The sequence below is a fragment of the Nitrosomonas sp. Nm34 genome, assembly GCF_900113925.1.
In the GTDB taxonomy this organism is placed as follows: domain Bacteria; phylum Pseudomonadota; class Gammaproteobacteria; order Burkholderiales; family Nitrosomonadaceae; genus Nitrosomonas.
In genome coordinates this window covers 24280-46940 of the sequence record NZ_FORD01000016.1, presented here as the reverse complement: position 1 = coordinate 46940, position 22661 = coordinate 24280, and the positions used below count along the sequence as shown (strand labels likewise).

General features: G+C 42.8%; 17 protein-coding genes, 2 tRNA genes and 1 riboswitch. Of the genes, 5 read left to right on the top strand and 14 right to left on the bottom strand.

The window, feature by feature from the left end; translation table 11 throughout:
* Positions 1 to 16 precede the first annotated feature (16 nt).
* The 7 genes from hemB to gltX all read right to left on the bottom strand — a co-directional run bounded on the left by hemB (position 17) and on the right by gltX (position 5446).
* Positions 17 to 1024, bottom strand: a complete 1008-nt coding sequence (gene hemB / locus BM283_RS08615) for a porphobilinogen synthase (RefSeq protein WP_090692064.1) — start codon at positions 1022 to 1024, stop codon at positions 17 to 19.
* A 73-nt stretch (positions 1025 to 1097) separates the two neighbouring features.
* A complete protein-coding gene (gene yihA, locus BM283_RS08610; RefSeq protein WP_090692061.1) occupies positions 1098 to 1820 on the bottom strand; it encodes a ribosome biogenesis GTP-binding protein YihA/YsxC in 723 nt (240 codons plus the stop codon).
* Positions 1821 to 1831: 11 nt separating this feature from the next.
* On the bottom strand, positions 1832 to 2581 hold the full coding sequence (locus BM283_RS08605) for a type III pantothenate kinase (protein WP_090692060.1): 750 nt from the start codon (positions 2579 to 2581) through the stop codon (positions 1832 to 1834).
* A 10-nt stretch (positions 2582 to 2591) separates the two neighbouring features.
* Entirely contained in the window at positions 2592 to 3581 is a 990-nt protein-coding gene (locus BM283_RS08600) for a biotin--[acetyl-CoA-carboxylase] ligase (RefSeq protein WP_090692058.1), read from the bottom strand.
* Between the two features lie 235 nt (positions 3582 to 3816).
* Positions 3817 to 3892: transfer RNA gene (locus tag BM283_RS08595), tRNA-Glu, on the bottom strand.
* A gap of 33 nt (positions 3893 to 3925) precedes the next feature.
* A tRNA-Ala gene (locus BM283_RS08590) sits at positions 3926 to 4001 on the bottom strand.
* Positions 4002 to 4054: 53 nt separating this feature from the next.
* Positions 4055 to 5446 (bottom strand): glutamate--tRNA ligase, encoded by a 1392-nt coding sequence (gltX, locus tag BM283_RS08585; protein ID WP_090692055.1) that lies wholly within the window; start codon positions 5444 to 5446, stop codon positions 4055 to 4057.
* A 380-nt stretch (positions 5447 to 5826) separates the two neighbouring features.
* On the opposite strand from gltX, the gene metK reads away from it, so the two are divergent.
* The 4 genes from metK to sbcB all read left to right on the top strand — a co-directional run bounded on the left by metK (position 5827) and on the right by sbcB (position 11198).
* A complete protein-coding gene (metK, locus tag BM283_RS08580) occupies positions 5827 to 6990 on the top strand; it encodes a methionine adenosyltransferase (protein ID WP_090692054.1) in 1164 nt (387 codons plus the stop codon).
* 77 nt (positions 6991 to 7067) lie between these two features.
* Positions 7068 to 7147: riboswitch (S-adenosyl-L-homocysteine riboswitch) on the top strand.
* 16 nt (positions 7148 to 7163) lie between these two features.
* A complete protein-coding gene (ahcY, locus tag BM283_RS08575; protein ID WP_090692051.1) occupies positions 7164 to 8615 on the top strand; it encodes an adenosylhomocysteinase in 1452 nt (483 codons plus the stop codon).
* A gap of 168 nt (positions 8616 to 8783) precedes the next feature.
* Complete coding sequence (metF, locus tag BM283_RS08570) at positions 8784 to 9629, top strand: methylenetetrahydrofolate reductase [NAD(P)H] (RefSeq protein ID WP_090692049.1); 846 nt, start codon at positions 8784 to 8786, stop codon at positions 9627 to 9629.
* Between the two features lie 117 nt (positions 9630 to 9746).
* On the top strand, positions 9747 to 11198 hold the full coding sequence (gene sbcB / locus BM283_RS08565; RefSeq protein ID WP_090692048.1) for an exodeoxyribonuclease I: 1452 nt from the start codon (positions 9747 to 9749) through the stop codon (positions 11196 to 11198).
* A 162-nt stretch (positions 11199 to 11360) separates the two neighbouring features.
* On the opposite strand, the gene cysG is transcribed toward sbcB, so the two are convergent.
* From cysG to BM283_RS08540, 5 genes are all read right to left on the bottom strand, one after another.
* Positions 11361 to 12764: a siroheme synthase CysG gene (gene cysG / locus BM283_RS08560; RefSeq protein WP_090692046.1), complete on the bottom strand. Its 1404-nt coding sequence runs from the start codon at positions 12762 to 12764 to the stop codon at positions 11361 to 11363.
* 496 nt (positions 12765 to 13260) lie between these two features.
* Positions 13261 to 14625 (bottom strand): phosphoglucosamine mutase, encoded by a 1365-nt coding sequence (glmM, locus tag BM283_RS08555; protein WP_090692043.1) that lies wholly within the window; start codon positions 14623 to 14625, stop codon positions 13261 to 13263.
* A 36-nt stretch (positions 14626 to 14661) separates the two neighbouring features.
* Positions 14662 to 15489, bottom strand: coding sequence for a dihydropteroate synthase (gene folP / locus BM283_RS08550; RefSeq protein WP_090692042.1), 828 nt, complete (start codon positions 15487 to 15489; stop codon positions 14662 to 14664).
* Between the two features lie 124 nt (positions 15490 to 15613).
* A complete protein-coding gene (gene ftsH, locus BM283_RS08545; protein WP_090692039.1) occupies positions 15614 to 17518 on the bottom strand; it encodes an ATP-dependent zinc metalloprotease FtsH in 1905 nt (634 codons plus the stop codon).
* A gap of 157 nt (positions 17519 to 17675) precedes the next feature.
* The gene (locus BM283_RS08540; protein ID WP_074667127.1) at positions 17676 to 18296 is read right to left on the bottom strand and encodes an RlmE family RNA methyltransferase; all 621 of its coding nucleotides are present in this window, start codon (positions 18294 to 18296) and stop codon (positions 17676 to 17678) included.
* A 37-nt stretch (positions 18297 to 18333) separates the two neighbouring features.
* On the opposite strand from BM283_RS08540, the gene yhbY reads away from it, so the two are divergent.
* The gene (yhbY, locus tag BM283_RS08535) at positions 18334 to 18627 is read left to right on the top strand and encodes a ribosome assembly RNA-binding protein YhbY (protein WP_090692038.1); all 294 of its coding nucleotides are present in this window, start codon (positions 18334 to 18336) and stop codon (positions 18625 to 18627) included.
* Positions 18628 to 18883: 256 nt separating this feature from the next.
* Here the strand turns inward: yhbY and greA are convergent, their stop codons facing one another.
* Positions 18884 to 19360, bottom strand: a complete 477-nt coding sequence (gene greA, locus BM283_RS08530) for a transcription elongation factor GreA (RefSeq protein WP_046849519.1) — start codon at positions 19358 to 19360, stop codon at positions 18884 to 18886.
* A 61-nt stretch (positions 19361 to 19421) separates the two neighbouring features.
* On the bottom strand, positions 19422 to 22619 hold the full coding sequence (carB, locus tag BM283_RS08525; protein WP_090692036.1) for a carbamoyl-phosphate synthase large subunit: 3198 nt from the start codon (positions 22617 to 22619) through the stop codon (positions 19422 to 19424).
* Positions 22620 to 22661 lie beyond the last annotated feature (42 nt).

Sequence of the window (22661 nt, the reverse complement as noted above, 5' to 3'; positions counted from 1 at the left end):
AGAGGATCTCTCAGGTTTATAGATTTTTTTTGAGCCAAGTAGCCGCATCCAAAGCAAAATAGGTCAAGATGGCATCTGCACCTGCGCGTTTGCATGACAACAAAGACTCCATGACACAGGCTTCTTCGTCTAACCAGCCATTCATTGCGGCTGCCTTGAGCATAGCATACTCGCCACTGACCTGGTAAACCAGCGTAGGGGCGCCAAATTTATCCTTTACTCTGCGCACGATATCAAGATAAGGCAAGCCTGGTTTTATCATGACCATATCAGCGCCTTCCTGTAAATCCAGCCCAACTTCCCATAATGCCTCGTCCGAGTTGGCCGGATCCATTTGGTAAGTATATTTGTTACCCGACCGCAGATTGGCGGAAGAACCTACTGCATCTCGGAATGGGCCATAAAAGCTGGAAGCATATTTTGCCGAATAAGCAAGAATGCGTGCATGAATAAATTTATTGCTATCCAATGCTGCACGGATAGCAGCAATCCTCCCGTCCATCATATCCGAAGGGGCAACCACATCCGCTCCTGCCTGGGCATGGACAAGCGCCTGCTGCGCCAGAACCGAAACGGTTTCATCATTCATCACATAACCATTCGCATCAATTAAACCATCTTGACCATGACTGGTATAGGGATCAAGCGCTATATCAGTAATAATCCCTAGCTCTGGAAAATTCTTCTTTAACTGAGTGACAACTTTTGGCACCAGTCCCTCCGGATTGAGTGCTTCGTCTGCAGTCAAATTCTTGAGTGAAGAGTCAATCACCGGGAAGATAGCGATAGCGGGAATTCCAAGTTGTAAGCACTTCTCAGCCTGAAGCATGAGTAAATCTAGACTTAATCGCTCAACACCCGACATAGAACCCACTTGTTCTTTTCGTTGCTTTCCATCTAGTACAAAAACAGGATAAATTAAATCATCTGTTCGTAAATGATTTTCTCGTACCAAGCTGCGGGAGAAATCGTCACGACGTAATCGCCGCATTCTCTTTTGTGGGAATTGACTAATAAATGACATGATTGATCATCAAAAAATAAAATATTAATATGGAACTTACTAAAAAATTTTGCCTCTTAAGGGGAGGCGATATTTAACTCGTCTCTCGCCTTCCCTCCCTGAGGCGGGGCCTTTGATATAAGGCGATTCCCCCCGGTTTTTCCCCTTTAACCGGGGTTTTTTTTGCCTCTAATTCAATATGATGCTGATCAATCTTTGCTCCGGCTGGCCCAAACCAATCCGTTAAAATTGCGGTAGCCTCTTCAATACCATACCCCATCATGCTGGAAAAAAGCTGCACTGTACAGTGTGGATATCGTTCAGTTAAAAAATGTCTTACTTTTTTCAGCACGCAAGCCGCTTGATTGCGACTCAATTTATCTGCTTTGGTTAATAGAATATGCACTGGTTTTTTTGTGAGCAAAAACCACTCCAGCATCTGGAGATCAAGCTTGGTTAAAGGGTGACGAATATCCATAATGAGCACCATGCCGTATAGCACACCACGAGTCTGCAGATAAGTGCTGAGGAGATGCTCCCAATGCTGACGGATGGCTAAAGGCACTTTGGCATAACCATAGCCAGGAAGATCAACCAGAAAGTGACTATCCCCGAGTTGAAAAAAGTTGATATGCTGGGTTCGGCCGGGTGTTTTACTTACATGAGCAAGACGACCACGTTTGGCAAGCGTATTAATGGCACTGGATTTACCCGCATTTGAACGTCCAGCAAAAGCAACCTCCAGACCAGATGCTCGAGGTAAGTCTACTAACCGATTGACGGTAGTATAAAAATGGATATTTTGAAATAATGACATATACTTATTTTCTACCAAGCTATTTCAGGTTTTTCTTGGGCAATTATCTTTAATCCTTCCAGCACCAAATTATCCGCACTCATGGTAGGAATTTTAATATAAGGTAACAATAAGGCAGCGCCTCCACCGCTAATAATACAGTGGATAGTATCGCGATCCAGATAAGTGGAAAGCAATGTATACATATGGTCAAGCGTACCTGTCAATGCATGAACTATTCCGCTGTGAATAGCATCTGCCGTGTTAACCGGAAAATCTTGAAAGCGACCTTCTTTTAAAGTTAACAATGCCGTCTGGTGTGCTAATACCTGTTTCATTAACTCAAAGCCAGGCAAAATAATTCCACCCAAAAACTCTCCTCTATCAGAGAGAGTATCGACTGTCATAGCAGTCCCTACATTGACCACCAGACAGCCCTGTTGTTTCATTCTCCATGCAGCGATCAAAGCTGCCCAGCGGTCGCTACCCAATTGCGCTGGATTTGAGTAGCGATTCTTAACACCACATTGATCAGCAGCCGCTGAGATCCAATGCGGGATGGCTTTCCAAATAGCAAACAAATTTAATAGTGCCGATTCAGCTGAAGGCCCTGCCACATTGGAAACAATAATAGCGGATGGCTCCGGCACATCTCGCCAAATCTGGCTCAGCAATACACGTTGATTCTGAGTAACGCTTCCGCGTTCATGCCAGTCATTACCATTGTGTAACCCCCACTTGATAGCAGTATTACCCGAATCTATAGCTAGAAGATAAGGCATAGCATTTATTTCAGTCTAATTTACGCAGACTGATCTCGCCACCATGGAAGCTTTGCTCGCCCATTAAAGTATTTACCAGTAATGATCCATCAGGCGCAACACCATGGGCAATACCTTGCTGTATAGAGCCATTTGGTAGATGCAACTCAATCAGTTTATTCTCAAAGGCATGATAACGTATCCATTCATCCTTAAATAGCGAGAAGCCCTTCTGATCAAATGTATTTAATGTCGCCACCAATTCTCCCAATAAAACAGCCAACAATTTATTGCGATCAGGAACTTCCTGAACAATGGAATAGAGATCAGTCGTCTCTTGGTCTATCTTATTTTTAATATGATCAGGCAATCTTAGATTGATTCCGATACCAATAACTGCCGTAGCCGGTCCAAGCATGTCGCCCTGCAACTCAATTAACACGCCTCCAAGCTTAATAAACTCAAACAGCAGATCGTTAGGCCATTTTAGCGTCACACCCTTGATCCCGACTGCCATTAATGCTCGAATAATTGCTACACCAATGGCTAAACTTAAGCCAGAGAGAAAATTGACCCCTCGCTGGAACTGCCACGATAATGAAAAAGTCAGGCTGTCTCCTAAGCCTGTATACCATTGCCGTCCTCGGCGTCCCCGTCCCTGAGTTTGTAACTCAGCAGCAATGACATGAATTTTTCCATCATGGATGATATGGTTTCTTGTGATCTCATGCAGCAGTAAAGTGTTAGTAGATTCTGTAATGTCGAGGACCTGAATATGAAAGCGATCTGACTCCCCCGCAAGATGCGTCTGAATCATGGCTGTGTTCAGCCATTGCACGGGATTAAGCCAGCGATAACCACGGCCTTGAATTTTGTGAATAACCAGCCCTAATCGATCAAGATCATGCAAAGCATTTGAGATGCTGGAGCGTGATACCCCCAGAATTTGAGAAAGCTCTGTTCCTGAATGAAACTCGCCATCACTTAATCGTCTTAAAATAGCAAATGTAAGTGATTTCACATTGAGACCGATGTAAAAAATTTGCGAGCATTCCCAAGAACGCTCTTATTCAGGTGAAATGGAAAGCGAAGTAGTTGCTTGATTGGGTATTCATGCTAAGGTTTAATCTTATTCCATTTCTAAATCAAAACTGACTTTGTCGGCTTCACCTTGCCGTATGATTGATACTGTCTGCGGCTCGCCTTCGCGTCATGTTTGATTGGGAAATGGAATTCCCATGAATACCTTCATATAGTGGCGTCCCCAAGGGGATTCGAACCCCTGTACTCACCGTGAAAGGGTGATGTCCTAGGCCTCTAGACGATGGGGACCAGAATATATTTACAACGACTAGCGAGAGATACTGGTGGAGATAAGCGGGATCGAACCGCTGACCTCTTGCATGCCATGCAAGCGCTCTCCCAGCTGAGCTATACCCCCGACTGAAGGAGAAAGGATTATACTGGGACACTTGGTTATTGTAAAGTTGAAGATCAATCTGGAAAGTAAGATATTTGTTGTTTTATTCGCTTCAGGGTTTCTGTTCTGCCGAGCAACTCCAATATGGCATCTATTGAAGGCGTTTGTGTCTCGCCTGTTATCACTATACGCAAAGGCATCGCTACCTTTGGTAATTTGACATTAAATGTGGCTGCTGCTTTCTTAATTTCATCATGGATAGCCTGACGGTTCCAATCAAGCGAGTTAAATTTATCGATTAAATAAAGCAGGATGGATTTTGCCTCCGGATTGAAATACTGCGCTTTGAGGTCATACGAGGGTTCTAGTGGGCGAAAAAAATAGACAGCCGCATCGGCAAGTTCGCTAATCGTATTGACTCTTTCTTTCAGCAGATTAATTACTTTTAATAAATATTGCTGATTTGGGATATGACAGCCGTCTTGCTCAAGAAACGGTGTCATCAATTCGGCTATATGCACATCATCTTTGTTTTTAAGATAGTGCTGATTCAGCCACATCAGCTTTTCCGGGTTAAACTTTGCTGGAGAACGACTTATTGTGGCTAAATCAAACCACTCAATCAACTGATCAGTATTGAATATTTCTTCATCACCATGAGACCACCCAAGTCGTGCAAGATAATTTATCATAGCTTCAGGTAAATAGCCTTCTTCATGATAGTGCATCACTGAAACGGCTCCATGCCGTTTAGATAATCTTTCACCATCTGCTCCTAATATCATGGGCACATGCGCATACTGAGGTATGGGAGCGTCCAGTGCTTTAAGAATATTAATTTGCCGTGGGGTATTGTTGACATGATCATCACCACGAATGACATGACTGATATTCATATCCAGATCATCCACTATCACACCAAAATTATAAGTCGGGATGCCATCACTTCTCAGCAGAACCAGATCATCAAGCTCGCTGTTCGCTACCACAATTTTACCCTTGACCAGATCATCAAAGACGACATGTCCCTCTGTGGGATTCTTAAAGCGGATAACTGGCTTGACTTCGGCTGGGGGGGGCTGTTTTGCATCCCGCCAACGTCCATCGTATCTTGGTTTCAACCCTGCAGCACGTTGTTGTTCTCGCAACAAATCCAGCTCCTCTTTGCTGGCGTAGCAGCGATAAGCAAGATTGTTTTGCAGCAATTGCTCAGCCACTTCATGATAACGCGCCAATCTCTGCATTTGATAAAAGGGGCCTTCATCATAATCAAGACCTAACCATGCCATCCCATCAAGGATGGCTTGCACTGATAGTTGAGTTGAGCGCTCAAGATCGGTATCTTCAATTCTTAAAATAAATTTACCGCCATGTTTACGGGCAAATGCCCAGGAAAAAAGGGCTGTCCTGGCCCCTCCAATATGAAGATAGCCTGTAGGGCTAGGTGCAAATCGTGTACGTACCATTGTGAAAATGCGATGAGTAATGTCAATTAGAAACAGAACAATGCTTGCAATTACGCAAGATAGTGTTCTGGTGGAATATATTTTTATTTTTAACAAAAAAACCGAAATCAATACAGCTTACTGATCTTGCTTTAGGGCACCTCTAAAAATTCATATTTGCGAGCATCCACTTCGAGGATTGCCTGCTTACCCCGCTTCGCCACCATACTTCGTTGTTCACAAAAAATGTTTCCTTACCTACCAGTGATAGGCTGTGGCAACATTTTTGGTGCTCACCTTGTCTTGTTTAGAACTTTGATTTTTTAGAGGTCTCCTTTATTCTTTTATTTAATTTCAAACTATTTGCTATACTGAGCAACTTTAAAAAAATTTCTAATAACATGAGTGAATATCTTTTTACTTCTGAATCTGTTTCTGAAGGACATCCTGACAAGGTTGCAGACCAAATATCAGATGCAGTTTTAGATGCTATATTAAGTCATGATACAAACGCACGCGTTGCCTGTGAAACAATGTGTAGCACAGGTCTAATTGTTCTATCAGGTGAAATTACAACACATGCGTCAGTCGATTACAATGTAATTGCGCGTGAAACCGTTAAAAAAATAGGTTATACCAGCTCTGAGATTGGTTTTGATTGGAATACCTGTGCTGTATTAACCGCATTTAATAGACAATCACCTGACATTGCACAAGGCGTTAACCGTAGTAAAGAAGAAGAAATGGATCAGGGTGCAGGTGATCAAGGACTAATGTTTGGTTTTGCATGTGCGGAAACCCCACAATTAATGCCGATGCCCATTTATTATGCTCATCGTTTGATGGAACGACAATCACAATTAAGAAAAAACGGGCGTTTACCCTGGTTGCGGCCTGATGCCAAATCTCAAGTATCGGTTAAATATATCGACGGTAAGCCGCAGCGGATAGATACAGTTGTCATCTCCACTCAACATGATCCAGATATTTCTTATGCTGCCCTGAGTGAGGCAGTTATCGAAGAAATCATTAAGCCAGTACTTCCCAAAGAAATGTTGAATGGAAATACCCGGTATCTGATTAATCCGACAGGACGCTTTGTGGTCGGCGGACCGATGGGTGATTGTGGTTTAACAGGCCGCAAGATCATTGTCGATACTTATGGTGGTGCTGCGCATCATGGTGGCGGTGCTTTCTCGGGTAAAGATCCTTCCAAGGTAGATCGTTCCGCTGCTTATGCTGTACGTCATGTTGCAAAAAATATCGTGGCCGCTGGACTTGCCTCTAAATGTGAAGTCCAGGTCGCGTATGCTATTGGTGTGGCTCGCCCGGTCTCTCTGATGGTTGAAACGTTTGGTACCGGGAAAATTTCAGATGAAAAACTTGCCAAGCTAATAGAACAACATTTTGATTTGCGTCCAAGAGCCATTATCCATCGACTTAATCTGTTACGACCGATTTATACAAAAACTGCTGCCTATGGTCATTTTGGACGGGATGATCCGGATTTTACCTGGGAAGCAACGGATATGGCTGCCCAGCTTCGCGCTGATGCTGGCATCTAATTGATTTCATTTTTAGAACAAAATCGACTAGCTGAAATTATCCCTACCTTATTTAAGTATAAGCTTAATTTTTCCTGTAGACTGAGGAGCGCTGCAACGGGTACCTATCCGTGAGGCTCAGTATATGAGGATAGCAACCTAACGGCGCTCGTTCATTTTTGGAGATGTGAACTATGAACGGCCAATCTACTGATTTGAAAATTGCTGATATTTCTCGAAGCCAATTTACTGATTACAAAGTTGCTGATATTTCCCTGGCAGAGTGGGGAAGAAAAGAAATAGCTATTGCTGAAACGGAAATGCCAGGCTTAATGGCATTGCGTCATGAATATGCAGACCAGAAACCGCTGAGAGAGGCGCGCATCGCGGGATCTTTACATATGACGATTCAGACGGCAGTATTGATTGAAACACTTGTTACTTTAGGCGCTGAGGTACGCTGGGCCTCTTGCAATATCTTTTCAACGCAAGACCATGCAGCAGCAGCCATTGCGGCAAAAAATATCCCGGTTTTTGCCTATAAAGGTGAATCACTGGAAGATTACTGGGAATATGCTCACCTTATTTTTGAATGGTCGCAAGATGGCAAAGCCGGTAACGCAAATATGATTCTGGATGATGGGGGGGATGCGACCTTACTTCTAACACTTGGAAGTAAAGCCGAGAAAGAACCTTCTGTTATTGCAAATCCCACCAATGAAGAAGAGCGTGTATTGTTTGCAGCGATCAAATCACGAATTAACAGTCAACCTCACTGGTATTCTGAAAAGCTTGCCAGCATCAGAGGCGTCACGGAGGAAACGACCACAGGGGTCCATCGCTTGTATGAAATGCAAAAAAGGGAAGCTTTACCATTCCCCGCGTTTAATGTTAACGATTCAGTCACCAAATCTAAATTTGATAACTTGTATGGCTGCCGGGAATCGCTAGTGGACGGTATCAAGCGTGCTACTGACGTCATGATTGCCGGGAAAATTGCAGTAATATGTGGCTATGGTGATGTGGGCAAAGGCTGCGCACAATCACTGCGGGGTTTAGGGGCCACTGTCTGGATTACTGAAATCGACCCAATCTGTGCATTGCAAGCCGCTATGGAAGGTTATCGTGTGGTAACGATGGAGGATGCATGCGATCAGGCGGATATTTTTGTGACGGCAACGGGTAATATTCGGGTGATTTGTCATGATCATATGCTGAAAATGAAAGACCAGGCAATTATCTGTAACATTGGACATTTTGATTCTGAAATCGATATTGCTTCAATTCAGCAATATCAATGGGAAAATATCAAACCGCAGGTGGATCATGTCATTTTCCCGACAGGCCGTCGGGTTATTGTATTGGCACAAGGTAGGTTAGTCAACCTGGGCTGTGCAACGGGTCATCCTTCCTTTGTCATGTCCAGTTCCTTTACCAACCAGGTATTGGCGCAAATTGAGCTTTGGCAAAATGGAGAAAGTTATCAGAAAAAAGTGTATGTGCTTCCTAAGCATCTGGATGAAAAAGTAGCGCGCCTACACCTTGGCAAGCTGGGCGCAAAACTGACCGAATTAACCAGCGAACAAGCGCAATACCTTAATCTGGATAAAAAAGGCCCTTACAAACCAGAAGCATATCGATATTAATTACGGATTAAAAGCACGAATAGTTTAAATATAATAAGACGCTTGCCTAACCCTAAAAAAACCCCTTTTTAGGGTTAAGAATTCCTTTTAATAGAGAGGGTCAATCATTTATTTTAATATCTTAGTAAGATTACCCTCTTAATTTAGTAATGATCCAGATATAATAAGTTGAAATCACAGAAAGTTTTTTCGCCTACTTTTAGCTTTGAACTTTTCCCTCCACAAACCCCAGAAGGGGTAGAAAAATTACGCGCTGCGCGCCATCAGCTCGCCCAGTTTAAGCCAAAATTTTTCTCGGTCACCTTCGGTGCAGGAGGTTCCACTCGCGATCGGACATTTGATACAGTATTGGAAATGCTGGCAGACGGTCATTCTGTTGCGCCACACCTTTCCTGTATCGGTTCTACTCGTGAAAATATTTATTCAATCTTGAGAAAGTACCAGGAAAGCGGTATTCGCCACATCGTGGCTCTGCGTGGAGATTTACCTTCTGGAATGGCTCAACCAGGTGAATTCCGTTATGCCAATGAATTGGTTACCTTCATTCGCAAAGAATTTGGTAATACCTTCGAGATGGATGTGGCAGCTTATCCAGAATATCATCCACAGGCCCGATCTGCTCAAGAAGATTTCAGGAATTTTAGAAATAAAATAGAAGCCGGCGCAGACTCTGCAATTACGCAATTCTTTTATAATGCAGATGCTTATTTTCATTTTGTTGATATGTGCGAGGCGGCCAATCTGAATGTGCCGATTGTCCCAGGTATTATGCCTATTAACAAATTTTCTCAACTGGTTAGATTTGCAGATAATTGTGGCGCTGAAATCCCCCGCTGGATTAGAAAAAAGTTGGAAGGATATGGGGATGATATAGCGTCTATCCATGCTTTTGGGTTAGACGTGGTAACCGCTTTATGTGAGCGATTACTTAAAGCAGGCGCGCCGGGACTCCATTTTTACACGCTTAACTCAGCTGTCCTGACAACAAAAATTTGGCAACGCCTTGGTTTATAGCATTATCGCTGCTCTTCACCGGAATCTTCTTAATTCGACCATATCCATAAGTTCAAGAAAGTTATAGGTAGAACAATTAATATAGCACGTAAGTTGAATATTATTCTGTAACATGCAATGACAACATTATATTGGCATGATTATGAGACCTTCGGCTCGGATCCCAGATGGGACCGTCCAGCTCAGTTTGCCGGTTTAAGAACTGATGAAGCACTGAATGAAATTGGCGATCCACTCGTTATCTATTGCAAACCACCCAAAGATATTTTGCCTCAACCCGATGCCTGTTTACTGACTGGCATTACGCCGCAAATAGCCGATAACCAGGGTCTCCCTGAGCCAGAATTTATTGCAAGAATTCATAATGAACTGGCACAGCCCAAGACCTGTGGTGTTGGCTACAATACATTGCGCTTTGATGATGAAGTTACACGCTTTACCCTCTATCGGAATTTTTATGATCCTTATGGGCGTGAATGGCAACAAGGGAACTCGCGCTGGGATCTCATCGATTTGGTGCGTATGACTTATGCGCTCAGGCCGGAAGGTATGATATGGCCCAGGCATGAGGATGGCAGACCCAGCTTTCGTCTTGAGGATCTCACAACAGCCAATAATATTCATCATGATTCTGCCCATGATGCGCTATCAGATGTTAAAGCAACGATCAAGCTGGCGCGCTTATTACATGATAGACAACCGCGTCTTTATAGCTGGTTTTTTCGACTTCGTAACAAGCATAATGCCGCTTTATTATTGGATTTAATCAATCATACCCCGGTTATCCATACTTCTCGTATGTATCCCTCAGAAACTGGCTGTACTACAGTAGTGATGCCCTTGATTCAAGAGCAGGGAAACGGGAACAGTATTTTGGTTTATGATCTGCGTCATAATCCGTCCCCTTTTATGGAATTAAGTGTCGAGGAACTGGCAATGTGCTTGTTTACACCCCAATCCACATTACCTGAGGAAGTGCCACGCTTGCCGGTAAAATCAGTAAAGATTAATAAGTGTCCTGCACTTGCCCCTCAGAATGTGCTTGATAAATCCATTATCTCCCGAATTAACCTTAATACAGAAGCTTGCCAGCAACATTGGCAATTGTTGCATAAAAATATCGCATTTATGCAGCGGGTAGCGCAGGCCTATTCCAGTATGGAATTTGAAGCATCTAAAGATGTCGATCTGGCGCTTTATGACAGTTTTTTCAGTGAGAATGATCGCATCCTCATGTCAGCAGTGCGTAATGCTTCACCTCGGCAGCTTACGCATCATCATTTTGATTTCCAGGATAAGCGACTTCATGAACTATTATTTCGATATCGTGCACGTAATTGGCCAGATACTTTATCAGAAAATGAATTACAGCGATGGAAAGCTCTATGCCGTCAGCATCTTATGGAGAAAAACTGCGACAATAGCATGATTCTAACTGAATTCGCTGATAAAATTAAGGCATTACGTGACGCTCATATAGAAAATGCTCATATTGTGCAAATATTGAATGCCATCGAAACATGGGGTAAAGAATTAGCTACGGCAAATAACCTACCTTGGAATTTTTAATATAAGCAATAAATTCCTTAATAAATTCATATTCTTTATTCCCTTTCCAAATCAAAACTGACTTTGTCAGCTCCACCTTGCCGTATGATTGATACTGTCTGCGGCTCGCCTTCGCGTCATGTTTAATTTGGAAATGAAATTAGAATTCACCCATTCTTCAAATCATTCTCCAACAGAATCACATACAGGCTCAAACCAGGCTAGTTTTTGATGTAATCTGACCACTTCCCCTACAATAATGAGCGTTGGAGGCACCAAGTTAGCGGCCGAAGCAAGAGCAGGTAATGTTTCGAGTGAACCAATCACGATACGCTGTTTGTAAGTAGTTCCCTGCTGTACAATGGCTGCCGGTGTTGATGCTGGAAGACCATGCGCAATAAGCTGCTTGCACAATACAGGTAATCCAAGCAATCCCATATAAATTACGATAGTCTGCTGTGGTCTGGCTAACACCTGCCAATCCAAATTAATGGTATTGTTTTTGAGATGACCTGTAACGAAAATGCAGGATTGAGCATAATCGCGATGGGTAAGCGGAATACCCGCATAGGAAGCCACACCTGATGCTGCTGTAATTCCTGGTACTACCTGGAAAGGAATGTGATGCTGGGATAATGTTTCAATTTCTTCGCCACCTCGGCCAAAAATAAAAGGATCGCCGCCTTTTAGTCGAAGTACTCGCTTTCCTTCTTTGGCTAGTCTTACCAATAAATGGTTGATTGATTCTTGTGGCAAGGTATGCTTATTGCGCTCCTTCCCCGCATAGATACGCGTTGCATCGCGTCTTACCATGTCGAGTATGGCTGGAGAGACTAAGCGGTCGTATACGACAACATCAGCTTGCTGCATCAAGCGCATGGCACGAAAGGTCAGCAAATCGGAATTACCTGGCCCGGCACCTACCAAATAGACTTCTCCCCAAGGTGGCTCGTTTGTTTCGTGCTCAAGAGAACTTAATAAAAATGCTTCTGCCTCCCGATTTTTTCCCGAAAAAACCATTTCAGCAAATGGGCCTTGTAACACTTTTTCCCAGAATAAGCGGCGCTTCTTGGGAGAACTGAAACGGTGCTTGACATGCTCACGGAATTTACCAGCATAATAAGCCAAACGGCCATAAGCTTCTGGTATCAAAGTTTCCAGCTGTGCGCGTAACAACCTTGCTAGTACTGGCGATGTTCCCCCACTAGAAATGGCGATGAGAATAGGTGAACGATTGAGTATCGATGGCATGATAAATGAACACAATGCGGGATTATCAGCGATATTAACTGGTATACCCAGTCCATTCGCGGCTTCAGAAACATATTGATTGACTAAGCGTTCATTCGTTGCAGCAAACACCAGCACCACATCTTTCAGATGCACGGGGTCAAAAGTTTCTGCATAATAAATAATGCTGCCTCGTTGGAGAAGGTTATTTAGTTCATCATTAAGATGTGGCGATACCACTCTGACTTGTGCCCCCGCTTTCAATAATAATATCGTCTTCCTGGCTGCAACCTCTCCCCCACCTACGACGAGGCAGTTACGGTCTTTAATATTAAGAAAAATGGGTAGATAATCCATAGAACTGAGGAATTTTTCATTTTGATCATTGCTTGTTATAGCGTACTCATATTTCGCATATTAAAATTTCTTGAACTTTAATTTCCTCTGATAGACAGATTTAATAGCGATAGATTAACAATATACTCAAAGAGTTATTCCATTTGCAAATTAAAACTGGAGTTGGCACTATAACAAAAATGATAATTTTGAAAATAACTGATTTAAAAGCGAATCTCTTTACCCCTAATCAGCTCTGCAGATTATTGAGATAGCGTTATAAAGCTTAAACAGGAAAATAATTTATAAATGAGGTATAGAATAATGGCAAACTATTGCTGATTGAATAACCAATTGATTTGTCAGCCAATCATACTTCTGGTGATCAAAAATCGCAATTTATTGGTCATCAATCAGCAAGTCCTTCATATTAGGTTAATAATAAATTCTTTATGGAATATTCAGCATTACTGAATATGGATGCTGAGGTAAGATTCGTCACTATTGCAGCTCTCTTCTATTGTATATTAGCAGCATGCTGAACCGCAGTAGCAATCTGTTCTGCCCAATGATCAACTTTCTGCTTCATCCTGCCTTCCACCATTACTCTGATCAGTGGTTCAGTCCCTGATGCACGCAGCAATATTCTTCCATCGTTTCCAAGATCGCTTTCTGCCTGCTGTGTAGATGAGTTAATCGTTAAGTCATTAAGGAAATCGAACCCTTTGGGAACATTCACATTAATCAATCGTTGCGGAAATAGTACCATATCTTGCGTAAACTCTGCCAATGTCAAAGAGGTATCACGTAATGCATACAAAACTTGCAGCGCCGTAATGATGCCATCACCAGTGGTATGCCTGTCGAGACATAGAATATGCCCGGATCCTTCCCCGCCTAATTGCCAGTTATTCTTTATCAGTAATTCAAGCACATGGCGATCCCCAACGCGTGCTCTCTTAAAAGGAATATTAAGCTCCCCAAAAGCTTTCTCAATAGCAAGGTTGGTCATCAGTGTGCCGACCACCCCCCCTTTCAGAATATTTTTTTGCTTACGATGTTTAGCAATAATATAGAGCAACATATCTCCATCATAGACAATTCCTTCCTTATCGACCATTAAGGCCCGATCACCATCCCCATCCAGTGCAATACCAAGGTCAGCTTCATGTTGTATCACTGAATTCTGTAACGCTGCAATATGCGTCGCTCCACATTCATGATTGATATTGAAACCATCCGGTTTCGCACAAATCGTGATGACATCTGCTCCTAGCTCGAGCATCACGTGCCCAGCAATATGGTAGGTAGCACCGTGAGCACAATCAACCACGATACGCAAACCACGAAGGTCAAGATCATAAGGAAAAGTACCTTTACAAAACTCGATATAACGGCCTGTTGCATCTTTAAGACGCTGCACTTTCCCAAGCCCTGCTGAAGGCATGGTTTGAATTGGGTTATTTAATCCTGCCTCAATTTCAATTTCTATTTCATCCGGCAGTTTGGTCCCTCCTGATGAAAAAAACTTGACGCCATTATCTTCAAAGGGGTTATGTGATGCCGAAATAACAATTCCAGCTTGTAAACGAAGAGCTCGAGTTAGATAAGCGATAGCAGAAGTAGGTAATGGTCCGGATAATAACACATCGACCCCAGCAGCAGAGAACCCTGCTTCTAGAGCGGATTCAAGCATATAGCCTGATACCCGGGTGTCTTTTCCTATTAAAACTGTAGGTCGTTCTCCTTTTGCAAGGTGCCAATCAGTGGTCGCTATTATTCTTCCAGCTGAATAACCAAGGTGCATGATAAATTCAGGCGTAATGGGGAATTCACCGACTCTTCCCCGAATCCCATCGGTACCAAAGTACTTCTTATCCATTTTGTGAATTAACTCCTTGAAGTTTGAAATTAATTATTAGCAATACTCTTCATTAACCAATGCATTATGAATCATAATAGCGTCTTTTGTAGCCTTAACATCATGTACACGTAGAATTTTGGCCCCCTTGGTCACAGCAAACAAGGCTGCTGCCACGCTAGCATGAACTCGGTTATCCACATCATTCCCTGTAATCGTTCCCAACATAGATTTTCGCGAAAGTCCTACCAAGACAGGTACATTCATCTGCACAAATTGATCAAGATGCCTGAGTAGCTCAAGATTATGTTTGAGCGTTTTACCAAAACCAAACCCAGGATCTATGATGAGACGATGGTATGGAATACCACTTGAAATTGCAATATCAATACGATGCTGGAGAAAGCTTTTAACTTCAGAAACCACATCAACATAATGAGGGCTGTTTTGCATACTTCTTGGGTTACCCTGCATATGCATTAAACAGATAGTTGCCTTGCTTCTTGCAGCCATTTCGATTGCACCTGGTGCTTGCAAGGCATTCACATCATTTATTATGGAAGCACCTGCGCTTATCGCAGCTTGCATGACTTCAGGCTTAGAGGTATCGACAGAAATGGAAATATTTTTTTGAGATAGAATCTCTACTACAGGTATTACTCGGCGTAGTTCTTCTTCAAGAGTAGTACCTAAACTTCCAGGTCGCGTTGATTCTCCTCCAATATCTAATATATCTGCGCCCTCTTCAATTAAGCGCTCAGCAAGCTCAAGAGCCTTATCTGTTGTTGCGTAGAGACCGTGATCAGAAAAAGAATCAGGTGTTACATTGATAATCCCCATTATATATGGGCCGTCAATCAGTTTTAATTGTTGTAATTGGCTCATTATAAAAATAACAAAACTGGGCAACCTAGCAAAATATCAACAGAAATATACCATGTTGATAAAAATATGGCCCGCGTATCAATTAATACGCAGGCCATATTGAATCGGGAAAAATTATTATGGGTTACACTTCAGCTTCTTGTGCCGGTGTTTCAGTTGCAACCGTTCCTGCAGATTGCTTACTTTCTTTCTCCTTAACTGAAGCTGGAGATTGTGGTGATTGAGGTGGCCGTGGTGGCCGTCCATCCATAATATCCTTGATTTGCTCGCTATCAATCGTTTCCCACTCAAGCAGGGCTTTAGTCATAGCTTCTACTTTATCCCTATTCTCTTCTATAAGTTTACGAGCAAGCGCATACTGTTCATCAACGATACGGCGAATTTCCATATCAACTTTCTGCATAGTTGCTTCACTTACATTTTTATGAGTAGTGACCGATCGCCCAAGGAATACTTCGCTTTCATTTTCACCGTAAACCATCGGTCCCAGTGTATCTGACATACCCCATTGAGTTACCATTCTTCTAGCCGTTTCAGTGGCACGCTCAAAGTCGTTGGAAGCACCTGTCGTCATTTGATTCATAAATATCTCTTCTGCAATACGCCCACCAAACATAACCGCGATAGTTTGTAGAATCTGGTCACGATCCATACTATATCTATCCTCTGCTGGTAATTGCATCGTCACACCCAGTGCTCGTCCGCGAGGAATGATTGAAACTTTGTGCACTGGATCAGTTTTTGGTAAAAGATAAGCAACCACAGCATGCCCTGATTCATGATAAGCAGTATTACGGCGCTCATTTTCAGGCATTACGACCGAGCGTCGCTCAGTACCCATGAGGATCTTATCTTTTGCGCGTTCAAAATCCTCCATATCCACTAAACGTTTGTTAGCCCGTGCCGCAAACAATGCTGCTTCGTTAACCAGATTGGCAAGATCAGCACCTGACATACCAGGGGTTCCCCTTGCAATTACATCCGCATGAACATTTGGAGAGATGGGCACCTTTCTCATATGAACCTGAAGAATTTGCTCACGACCTCGAATATCAGGAAGGGGCACGGTAACTTGCCGATCAAAACGACCTGGACGCAATAAAGCGGGATCAAGCACATCAGGACGATTGGTTGCTGCAATCACGATTACACCCATATTGCCTTCAAAACCATCCATCTCTACCAGCAATTGATTCAGTGTTTGCTCACGTTCATCATTTCCACCCCCTAGACCAGCGCCGCGTTGCCGACCAACTGCATCAATCTCATCAATAAAAATAATGCAGGGTGCATGCTTCTTAGCCTGCTCAAACATGTCTCTTACCCTGGATGCACCAACACCCACGAACATCTCGACAAAATCAGAACCCGAAATACTGAAAAAAGGAACTTTCGCTTCTCCTGCTATAGCCCGAGCTAATAGTGTTTTTCCAGTTCCTGGATTACCTACCATGAGCACACCTCTCGGGATACGCCCACCTAATTTTTGGAATTTTGTAGGATCCCTCAGAAATTCAACCAATTCGGCTACTTCTTCTTTTGCTTCTTCGCAACCTGCAACATCTGCAAAGGTCACATGATTACTATTTTTGTCCAACATCCTGGCTTTACTTTTACCAAAAGAAAATGCTCCGCCACTTCGCCCACCGCCTTGCATTTGACGCATGAAGAAAATCCATACTGCAATCAGCAATAGCATGGGGAACCATGAAACAAAAATACTCATGAGCATAGAGGGCTCTTCTTCTGGCTTAGCTTCGACGATCACCCCTGCTCTGAGCAGGTCACTGACTAACCACGGATCTGACGGGGCATAAGTTATAAATTGCCGACCATCTGATTTAGTACCTTTAAGTGTGCGCCCATCAATAATCACTTTCGCAATCCTGCCTTGATTCATTTCATTGATGAACTGAGAGTACTCCAGCGGCGCCTGTAATGATTGACGTACAGTGAATTGATTGAATACGGTCATTAGCACCAACGCAATCACCAGCCAAATAGCCATATTTTTAATTAAATTATTCATGACAGCTCCTTGGTTTGCAGCTTAATAATGTACCAGAATATTAAGTTTCTCATTCTAATCCTATTTTGTAATATTTGTGACAAAACCGGTTATTTGAAAATATCTGATTGAATAAAATTTAATATCCGCCATTTAATTAACAAAACGTATATTCAGTCTAACAGATTTTTTCTAACCCTAATAAATATAGTTCGCTACTTCGATCTCGTGACGCCTTGGGTTTACGAACAACCACCTTTTTAAAGCTTGCTCGCATATCCTTCAGATATTGATCGAAATTACTCCCTTGAAAAAATTTGACAAGAAAATTGCCACCAGGGTTCAATTGTTCCCTGGAGAACACCAATGCCAATTCAGCAAGATAAGAACTACGTGCATGGTCACTGACTCCAATACCAGCGATATTGGGTGACATATCTGAAATTACAAGATCTATCGAACAATTTCCAAGACAAGTTTTAAATTCTCTCAGAATCGCTTCTTCGCTGAAATCACCCTGAATAAAAGTAACACCTGTCAAGGAAGGCATCTCGAGTATATCCAGCGCAAAAACTTTCCCATTTTTTCCTATTTTTTCAATGGCTACTTGTGACCAACCACCAGGTGCTGCTCCTAAATCTATGACCGTCATTCCAGGTTTAAAAAGTTGATCTCGCTCAGCTATTTCTTTTAATTTATAGGCTGCTCTTGAGCGGTAACCTTCTTTTCTTGCTTGTTTAACAAAAAAGTCATTAACATGTTCTTTCATCCATGCTTTACTAGTTTTAGCAGACTTCATCAAGTAGTAAAATATAATTTTAGAAAGAATTTATTCTATGTTGAAATTTAATAGTTCCCAACGCCGATCGCTTGCTGCGCGAGCTCATCACATTAACCCAATCGTGATGATAGGTAAAGACGGTCTATCAGCAGGCGTAATGAGCGAACTCGATAAAGGGCTTTCAAACCACGAACTCATCAAAATTAAAATATTGAATGGAGATAGGAAAGCGAGAGCCTTATTGCTAGAAGAAATCTGCCAGCAATTGGAAGCCTTTCCGGTCAATCATATCGGCAAAATTCTAGTCATTTATCGTCCAGAAACCGAAGGAAAGGAACCTGCCTGCTAAGCCTTTTCTCAAAAAATCACCTTAATCACAGAGGCATCTCTAAAAATCCATATTTGCGAGCATCCGCTTCGCGGATTGCTTGCTTACCCTGTTTCGTCACAATACTTCATTATTCACCAACAATGGTTCCTTACCTATCAGTTATAGGCTGCGTCAACATTTTTTGTTCTCGCCTTGTCTTGTTTAGAACTCCGAATTTTTAGAGGTACCTACAAGAAACCAATCTTTATTCTTCTAGCAGGAATTAATCAATATTCTAAATATATTTTACATCTAGAATTTCATATTCCCTGATACCGCCTGGTGCTTCTACTACTGCGATATCACCCGCGTACTTACCAATCAAGGCGCGAGAAATTGGAGAACTGATAGAAATTTTTCCTTCTTTAATATCAGCCTCGTCATCTCCTACGATTTGGTAGGTTACTGCCACATCACTGTCCATATCCTTAAGATCGATCGTCGCACCAAAAACACAGGCACCATCTGCATTTAGCAGTGTAGGATTGATGATCTGAGCGTTTGAAAGCTTGGCCTCCAGTTCAGCAATACGTCCTTCAATAAACCCTTGCTTTTCCTTTGCCGCTTCATATTCAGCATTCTCAGAAAGATCACCATGTGCACGTGCTTCTGCAATAGCGGCAATGACAGCAGGACGCTGGACAGTTTTCATCTCATGTAATTCTGCACGCAGTTTTTCTGCGCCTCTCACGGTTAAGGGAACTGGACTCATAACACTTTTCCACCTTTTATTATCGATTTTATATTATTTATTTGGAATTCATTCTTTCTCATTATGCATGCAGTTTTTGTAAGTTATAAGCTTGCAACTCGCGCATTTCAGCGATACCAATACATGCTGCACGAGCTCCAGCCATAGTCGTGTAATAGGTCACTCTTGCTTGTAACGCAGCATGCCGGATCGAATATGAATCCTGAACTGCGCTGCGTTTATCGGAGACAGTATTAATAATCAGACAAATTTCTCCATTCTTAATCATATCCACGATATGCGGCCGACCCTCTGCAACTTTATTTATTTTATTAACCACTAAGCCAGCCTCAGCTATCGCTTCAGCAGTACCATGAGTGGCATAAATAGTGAATCCTAACTTTGCAAATTTTTGAGCAATACTGACAGCCTCTGGTTTGTCACTGCGTCGCACGCTGATAAAAATTTTGCCAGTCATGGGTAACCGAACACCTGTAGCAAGTTGCGATTTAACGAATGCCTCTGCAAAAGTAGAGCCTACCCCCATGACTTCACCAGTCGATTTCATTTCAGGTCCCAATATAGTATCTACGCCAGAAAGTTTAGTAAAAGGGAAAACCGCTTCTTTCACTGAAAAATAAGACGGTTTGACCTCACGTAAAATACCTTGATCGGCTATTTTCTTACCAACCATGCAACGCGCAGCAATCTTTGCTAACTGAAGGCCAGTTGCCTTAGAGACAAAGGGAACCGTACGAGATGCTCGGGGATTGACTTCTAATACGTATACAGTTTCATTCTGGATAGCAAACTGTACATTCATTAATCCCTTCACATTGAGAGCACGAGCCATGATGCCAGTTTGCCGACGCAATTCATCTTGCATGACCGAAGAGAGAGTAAAGGGAGGTAGAGAACAAGCAGAATCTCCTGAATGGACACCTGCCTGCTCAATATGTTCCATTATTCCACCAATTAAAACGCTTTCTCCATCAAATATTGCATCGACATCCACTTCAGTTGCATTGGTAAGAAAATTATCTAGCAGAACGGGTGAATCATTGGACACCTTGACGGCTTCACGCATATAGCGCTCGAGCTCACGCTGCTCATGAACAATTTCCATCGCACGACCGCCCAGCACATAGCTGGGACGAACAACTAAAGGATAACCAATGTCATTTGCTGCTGACAAGGCAGCCTCCGCACTACGCACTGTACGGTTAGGGGGCTGTTTTAATCCTAATGTGTGAAGCATCGCTTGAAAGCGTTCACGATCTTCAGCACAATCGATCATATCTGGACTGGTACCGATAATCGGAACACCATTTGCTTCAAGTTCTCCCGCAAGCTTAAGAGGCGTTTGACCACCATATTGCACAATAACGCCCACCGGTTTTTCTATCGCAACAATTTCAAGCACATCCTCCAGTGTAAGCGGTTCAAAATACAATCGATCAGAAATATCATAATCTGTGGAGACCGTTTCTGGATTACAATTGATCATGATTGTTTCATATCCATCTTCACGTAGAGCAAGCGATGCGTGAACGCAGCAATAATCAAATTCAATCCCTTGACCAATTCGATTAGGACCGCCGCCCAGCACAATAATTTTCTTGCTGTCACTGGGGTTTGCTTCACATTCCTCTTCATAAGTAGAATATAAATAGCTCGTATAGGTAGCAAATTCTGCTGCACAGGTATCCACATGCTTGTAAACGGGACGTAAATTTTCTTGATGCCGACGTGCTCGTACAGCTGCCTCAGTGGTATTGAGCAATTTGGCCAGCCGCCGATCAGAAAAACCACATCGCTTTAATTTACGCAGCGCCTGTAAATCGAGTGCCTCTAACTTTTTGTCTCCAAGCGCTTCTTCTTTTCTGACTAAATCCTCAATTTGCGAGAGAAACCAAGGGTCAATGTGTGTAAGATGATGAATCTCATCAAATGAAATATTGCAACGGAATGCATCAGCAATATACCAGATACGTTCAGAACCAGGGTGGCCCAACTCAGTTTCAATCGTTTCGGTATCAGTAGTTTTTTCATCCAAACCATCTATGCCCGTTTCCAATCCGCGCAATGCCTTTTGTAGGGATTCCTGAAAAGTGCGCCCCATAGCCATCACTTCTCCTACGGATTTCATCTGGGTAGTTAGACGATCATTGGCTTGAGGAAATTTTTCAAAAGCAAAGCGTGGAATCTTAGTGACCACATAATCAATGGTTGGCTCAAAAGAAGCAGGCGTCATCCCTCCGGTAATATCGTTACCAAGTTCATTGAGCGTATATCCGATCGCAAGTTTAGCAGCGATTTTAGCGATGGGAAACCCTGTCGCTTTAGATGCCAAAGCGGAAGAGCGTGAGACACGTGGATTCATTTCAATCACTAACATACGGCCATCTTGCGGATTGATGGCAAATTGCACATTGGAACCACCTGTCTCTACACCAATTTCACGCAATACCGCAATAGATGCATCACGCATACGCTGATACTCTTTGTCAGTAAGCGTTTGTGCCGGTGCAACTGTAATTGAGTCTCCGGTATGAATCCCCATTGGATCAAAATTTTCAATAGAGCATATTATGATGCAGTTGTCATTTTTATCGCGCACCACCTCCATTTCAAATTCTTTCCAGCCAATGACTGATTCTTCAATAAGAAGTTCCTTTGTTGGAGAAATATCAAGGCCACGCTCGCAAATTTCAACAAATTCTTCGCGGTTATATGCAATACCTCCTCCGCTGCCACCTAAAGTAAATGATGGCCGAATAATAGCAGGATAACCAATCATGGCTTGGACTTGCAATGCTTCTTCCAGGCTATGCGCGACTGCAGAACGGGCTGAATTTAACCCAATTCGCGACATCGCATCTTTAAATTTTTCCCGATCTTCAGCTTTATCAATGGCCTCACGGGACGCGCCAATAAGCTCCACACCATATTTTTCGAGAACACCATGCTTAACTAAATCAAGCGCGCAATTTAGGGCTGTTTGCCCCCCCATTGTTGGCAATAAGGCATCAGGGCGCTCAATCTCAATAATCTTCTCAACCATTGTCCAGGTGATGGGTTCGATATAGGTGGCATCGGCCATCTCTGGATCAGTCATAATAGTGGCAGGATTGGAATTAATCAGAACAATACGGTAGCCTTCTTCACGCAAGGCTTTGCATGCCTGCACACCGGAGTAATCAAATTCGCAGGCCTGACCAATGACAATCGGCCCAGCTCCAATGATGAGAATGGATTTTAAGTCAGTACGTTTAGGCATATTCCTCTAACCAGGCAATCTGTAAAACTGAATGTGATACAA

Excerpts from the sequence above, each read along its gene's own strand:
- carB (WP_090692036.1), bottom strand. The coding sequence starts at position 22,619 with ATGCCTAAACGTACTGACTTAAAATCCATTCTCATCATTGGAGCTGGG.
- sbcB (WP_090692048.1), top strand. The coding sequence starts at position 9,747 with ATGACAACATTATATTGGCATGATTATGAGACCTTCGGCTCGGATCCC.
- cysG (WP_090692046.1), bottom strand. The coding sequence starts at position 12,764 with ATGGATTATCTACCCATTTTTCTTAATATTAAAGACCGTAACTGCCTC.
- metK (WP_090692054.1), top strand. The coding sequence starts at position 5,827 with ATGAGTGAATATCTTTTTACTTCTGAATCTGTTTCTGAAGGACATCCT.
- yihA (WP_090692061.1), bottom strand. The coding sequence starts at position 1,820 with ATGTCATTATTTCAAAATATCCATTTTTATACTACCGTCAATCGGTTA.
- ftsH (WP_090692039.1), bottom strand. The coding sequence starts at position 17,518 with ATGAATAATTTAATTAAAAATATGGCTATTTGGCTGGTGATTGCGTTG.
- glmM (WP_090692043.1), bottom strand. The coding sequence starts at position 14,625 with ATGGATAAGAAGTACTTTGGTACCGATGGGATTCGGGGAAGAGTCGGT.
- hemB (WP_090692064.1), bottom strand. The coding sequence starts at position 1,024 with ATGTCATTTATTAGTCAATTCCCACAAAAGAGAATGCGGCGATTACGT.
- BM283_RS08540 (WP_074667127.1), bottom strand. The coding sequence starts at position 18,296 with ATGAAGTCTGCTAAAACTAGTAAAGCATGGATGAAAGAACATGTTAAT.
- greA (WP_046849519.1), bottom strand. The coding sequence starts at position 19,360 with ATGAGTCCAGTTCCCTTAACCGTGAGAGGCGCAGAAAAACTGCGTGCA.
- folP (WP_090692042.1), bottom strand. The coding sequence starts at position 15,489 with ATGAGCCAATTACAACAATTAAAACTGATTGACGGCCCATATATAATG.
- ahcY (WP_090692051.1), top strand. The coding sequence starts at position 7,164 with ATGAACGGCCAATCTACTGATTTGAAAATTGCTGATATTTCTCGAAGC.
- yhbY (WP_090692038.1), top strand. The coding sequence starts at position 18,334 with ATGTTGAAATTTAATAGTTCCCAACGCCGATCGCTTGCTGCGCGAGCT.
- BM283_RS08605 (WP_090692060.1), bottom strand. The coding sequence starts at position 2,581 with ATGCCTTATCTTCTAGCTATAGATTCGGGTAATACTGCTATCAAGTGG.
- gltX (WP_090692055.1), bottom strand. The coding sequence starts at position 5,446 with ATGGTACGTACACGATTTGCACCTAGCCCTACAGGCTATCTTCATATT.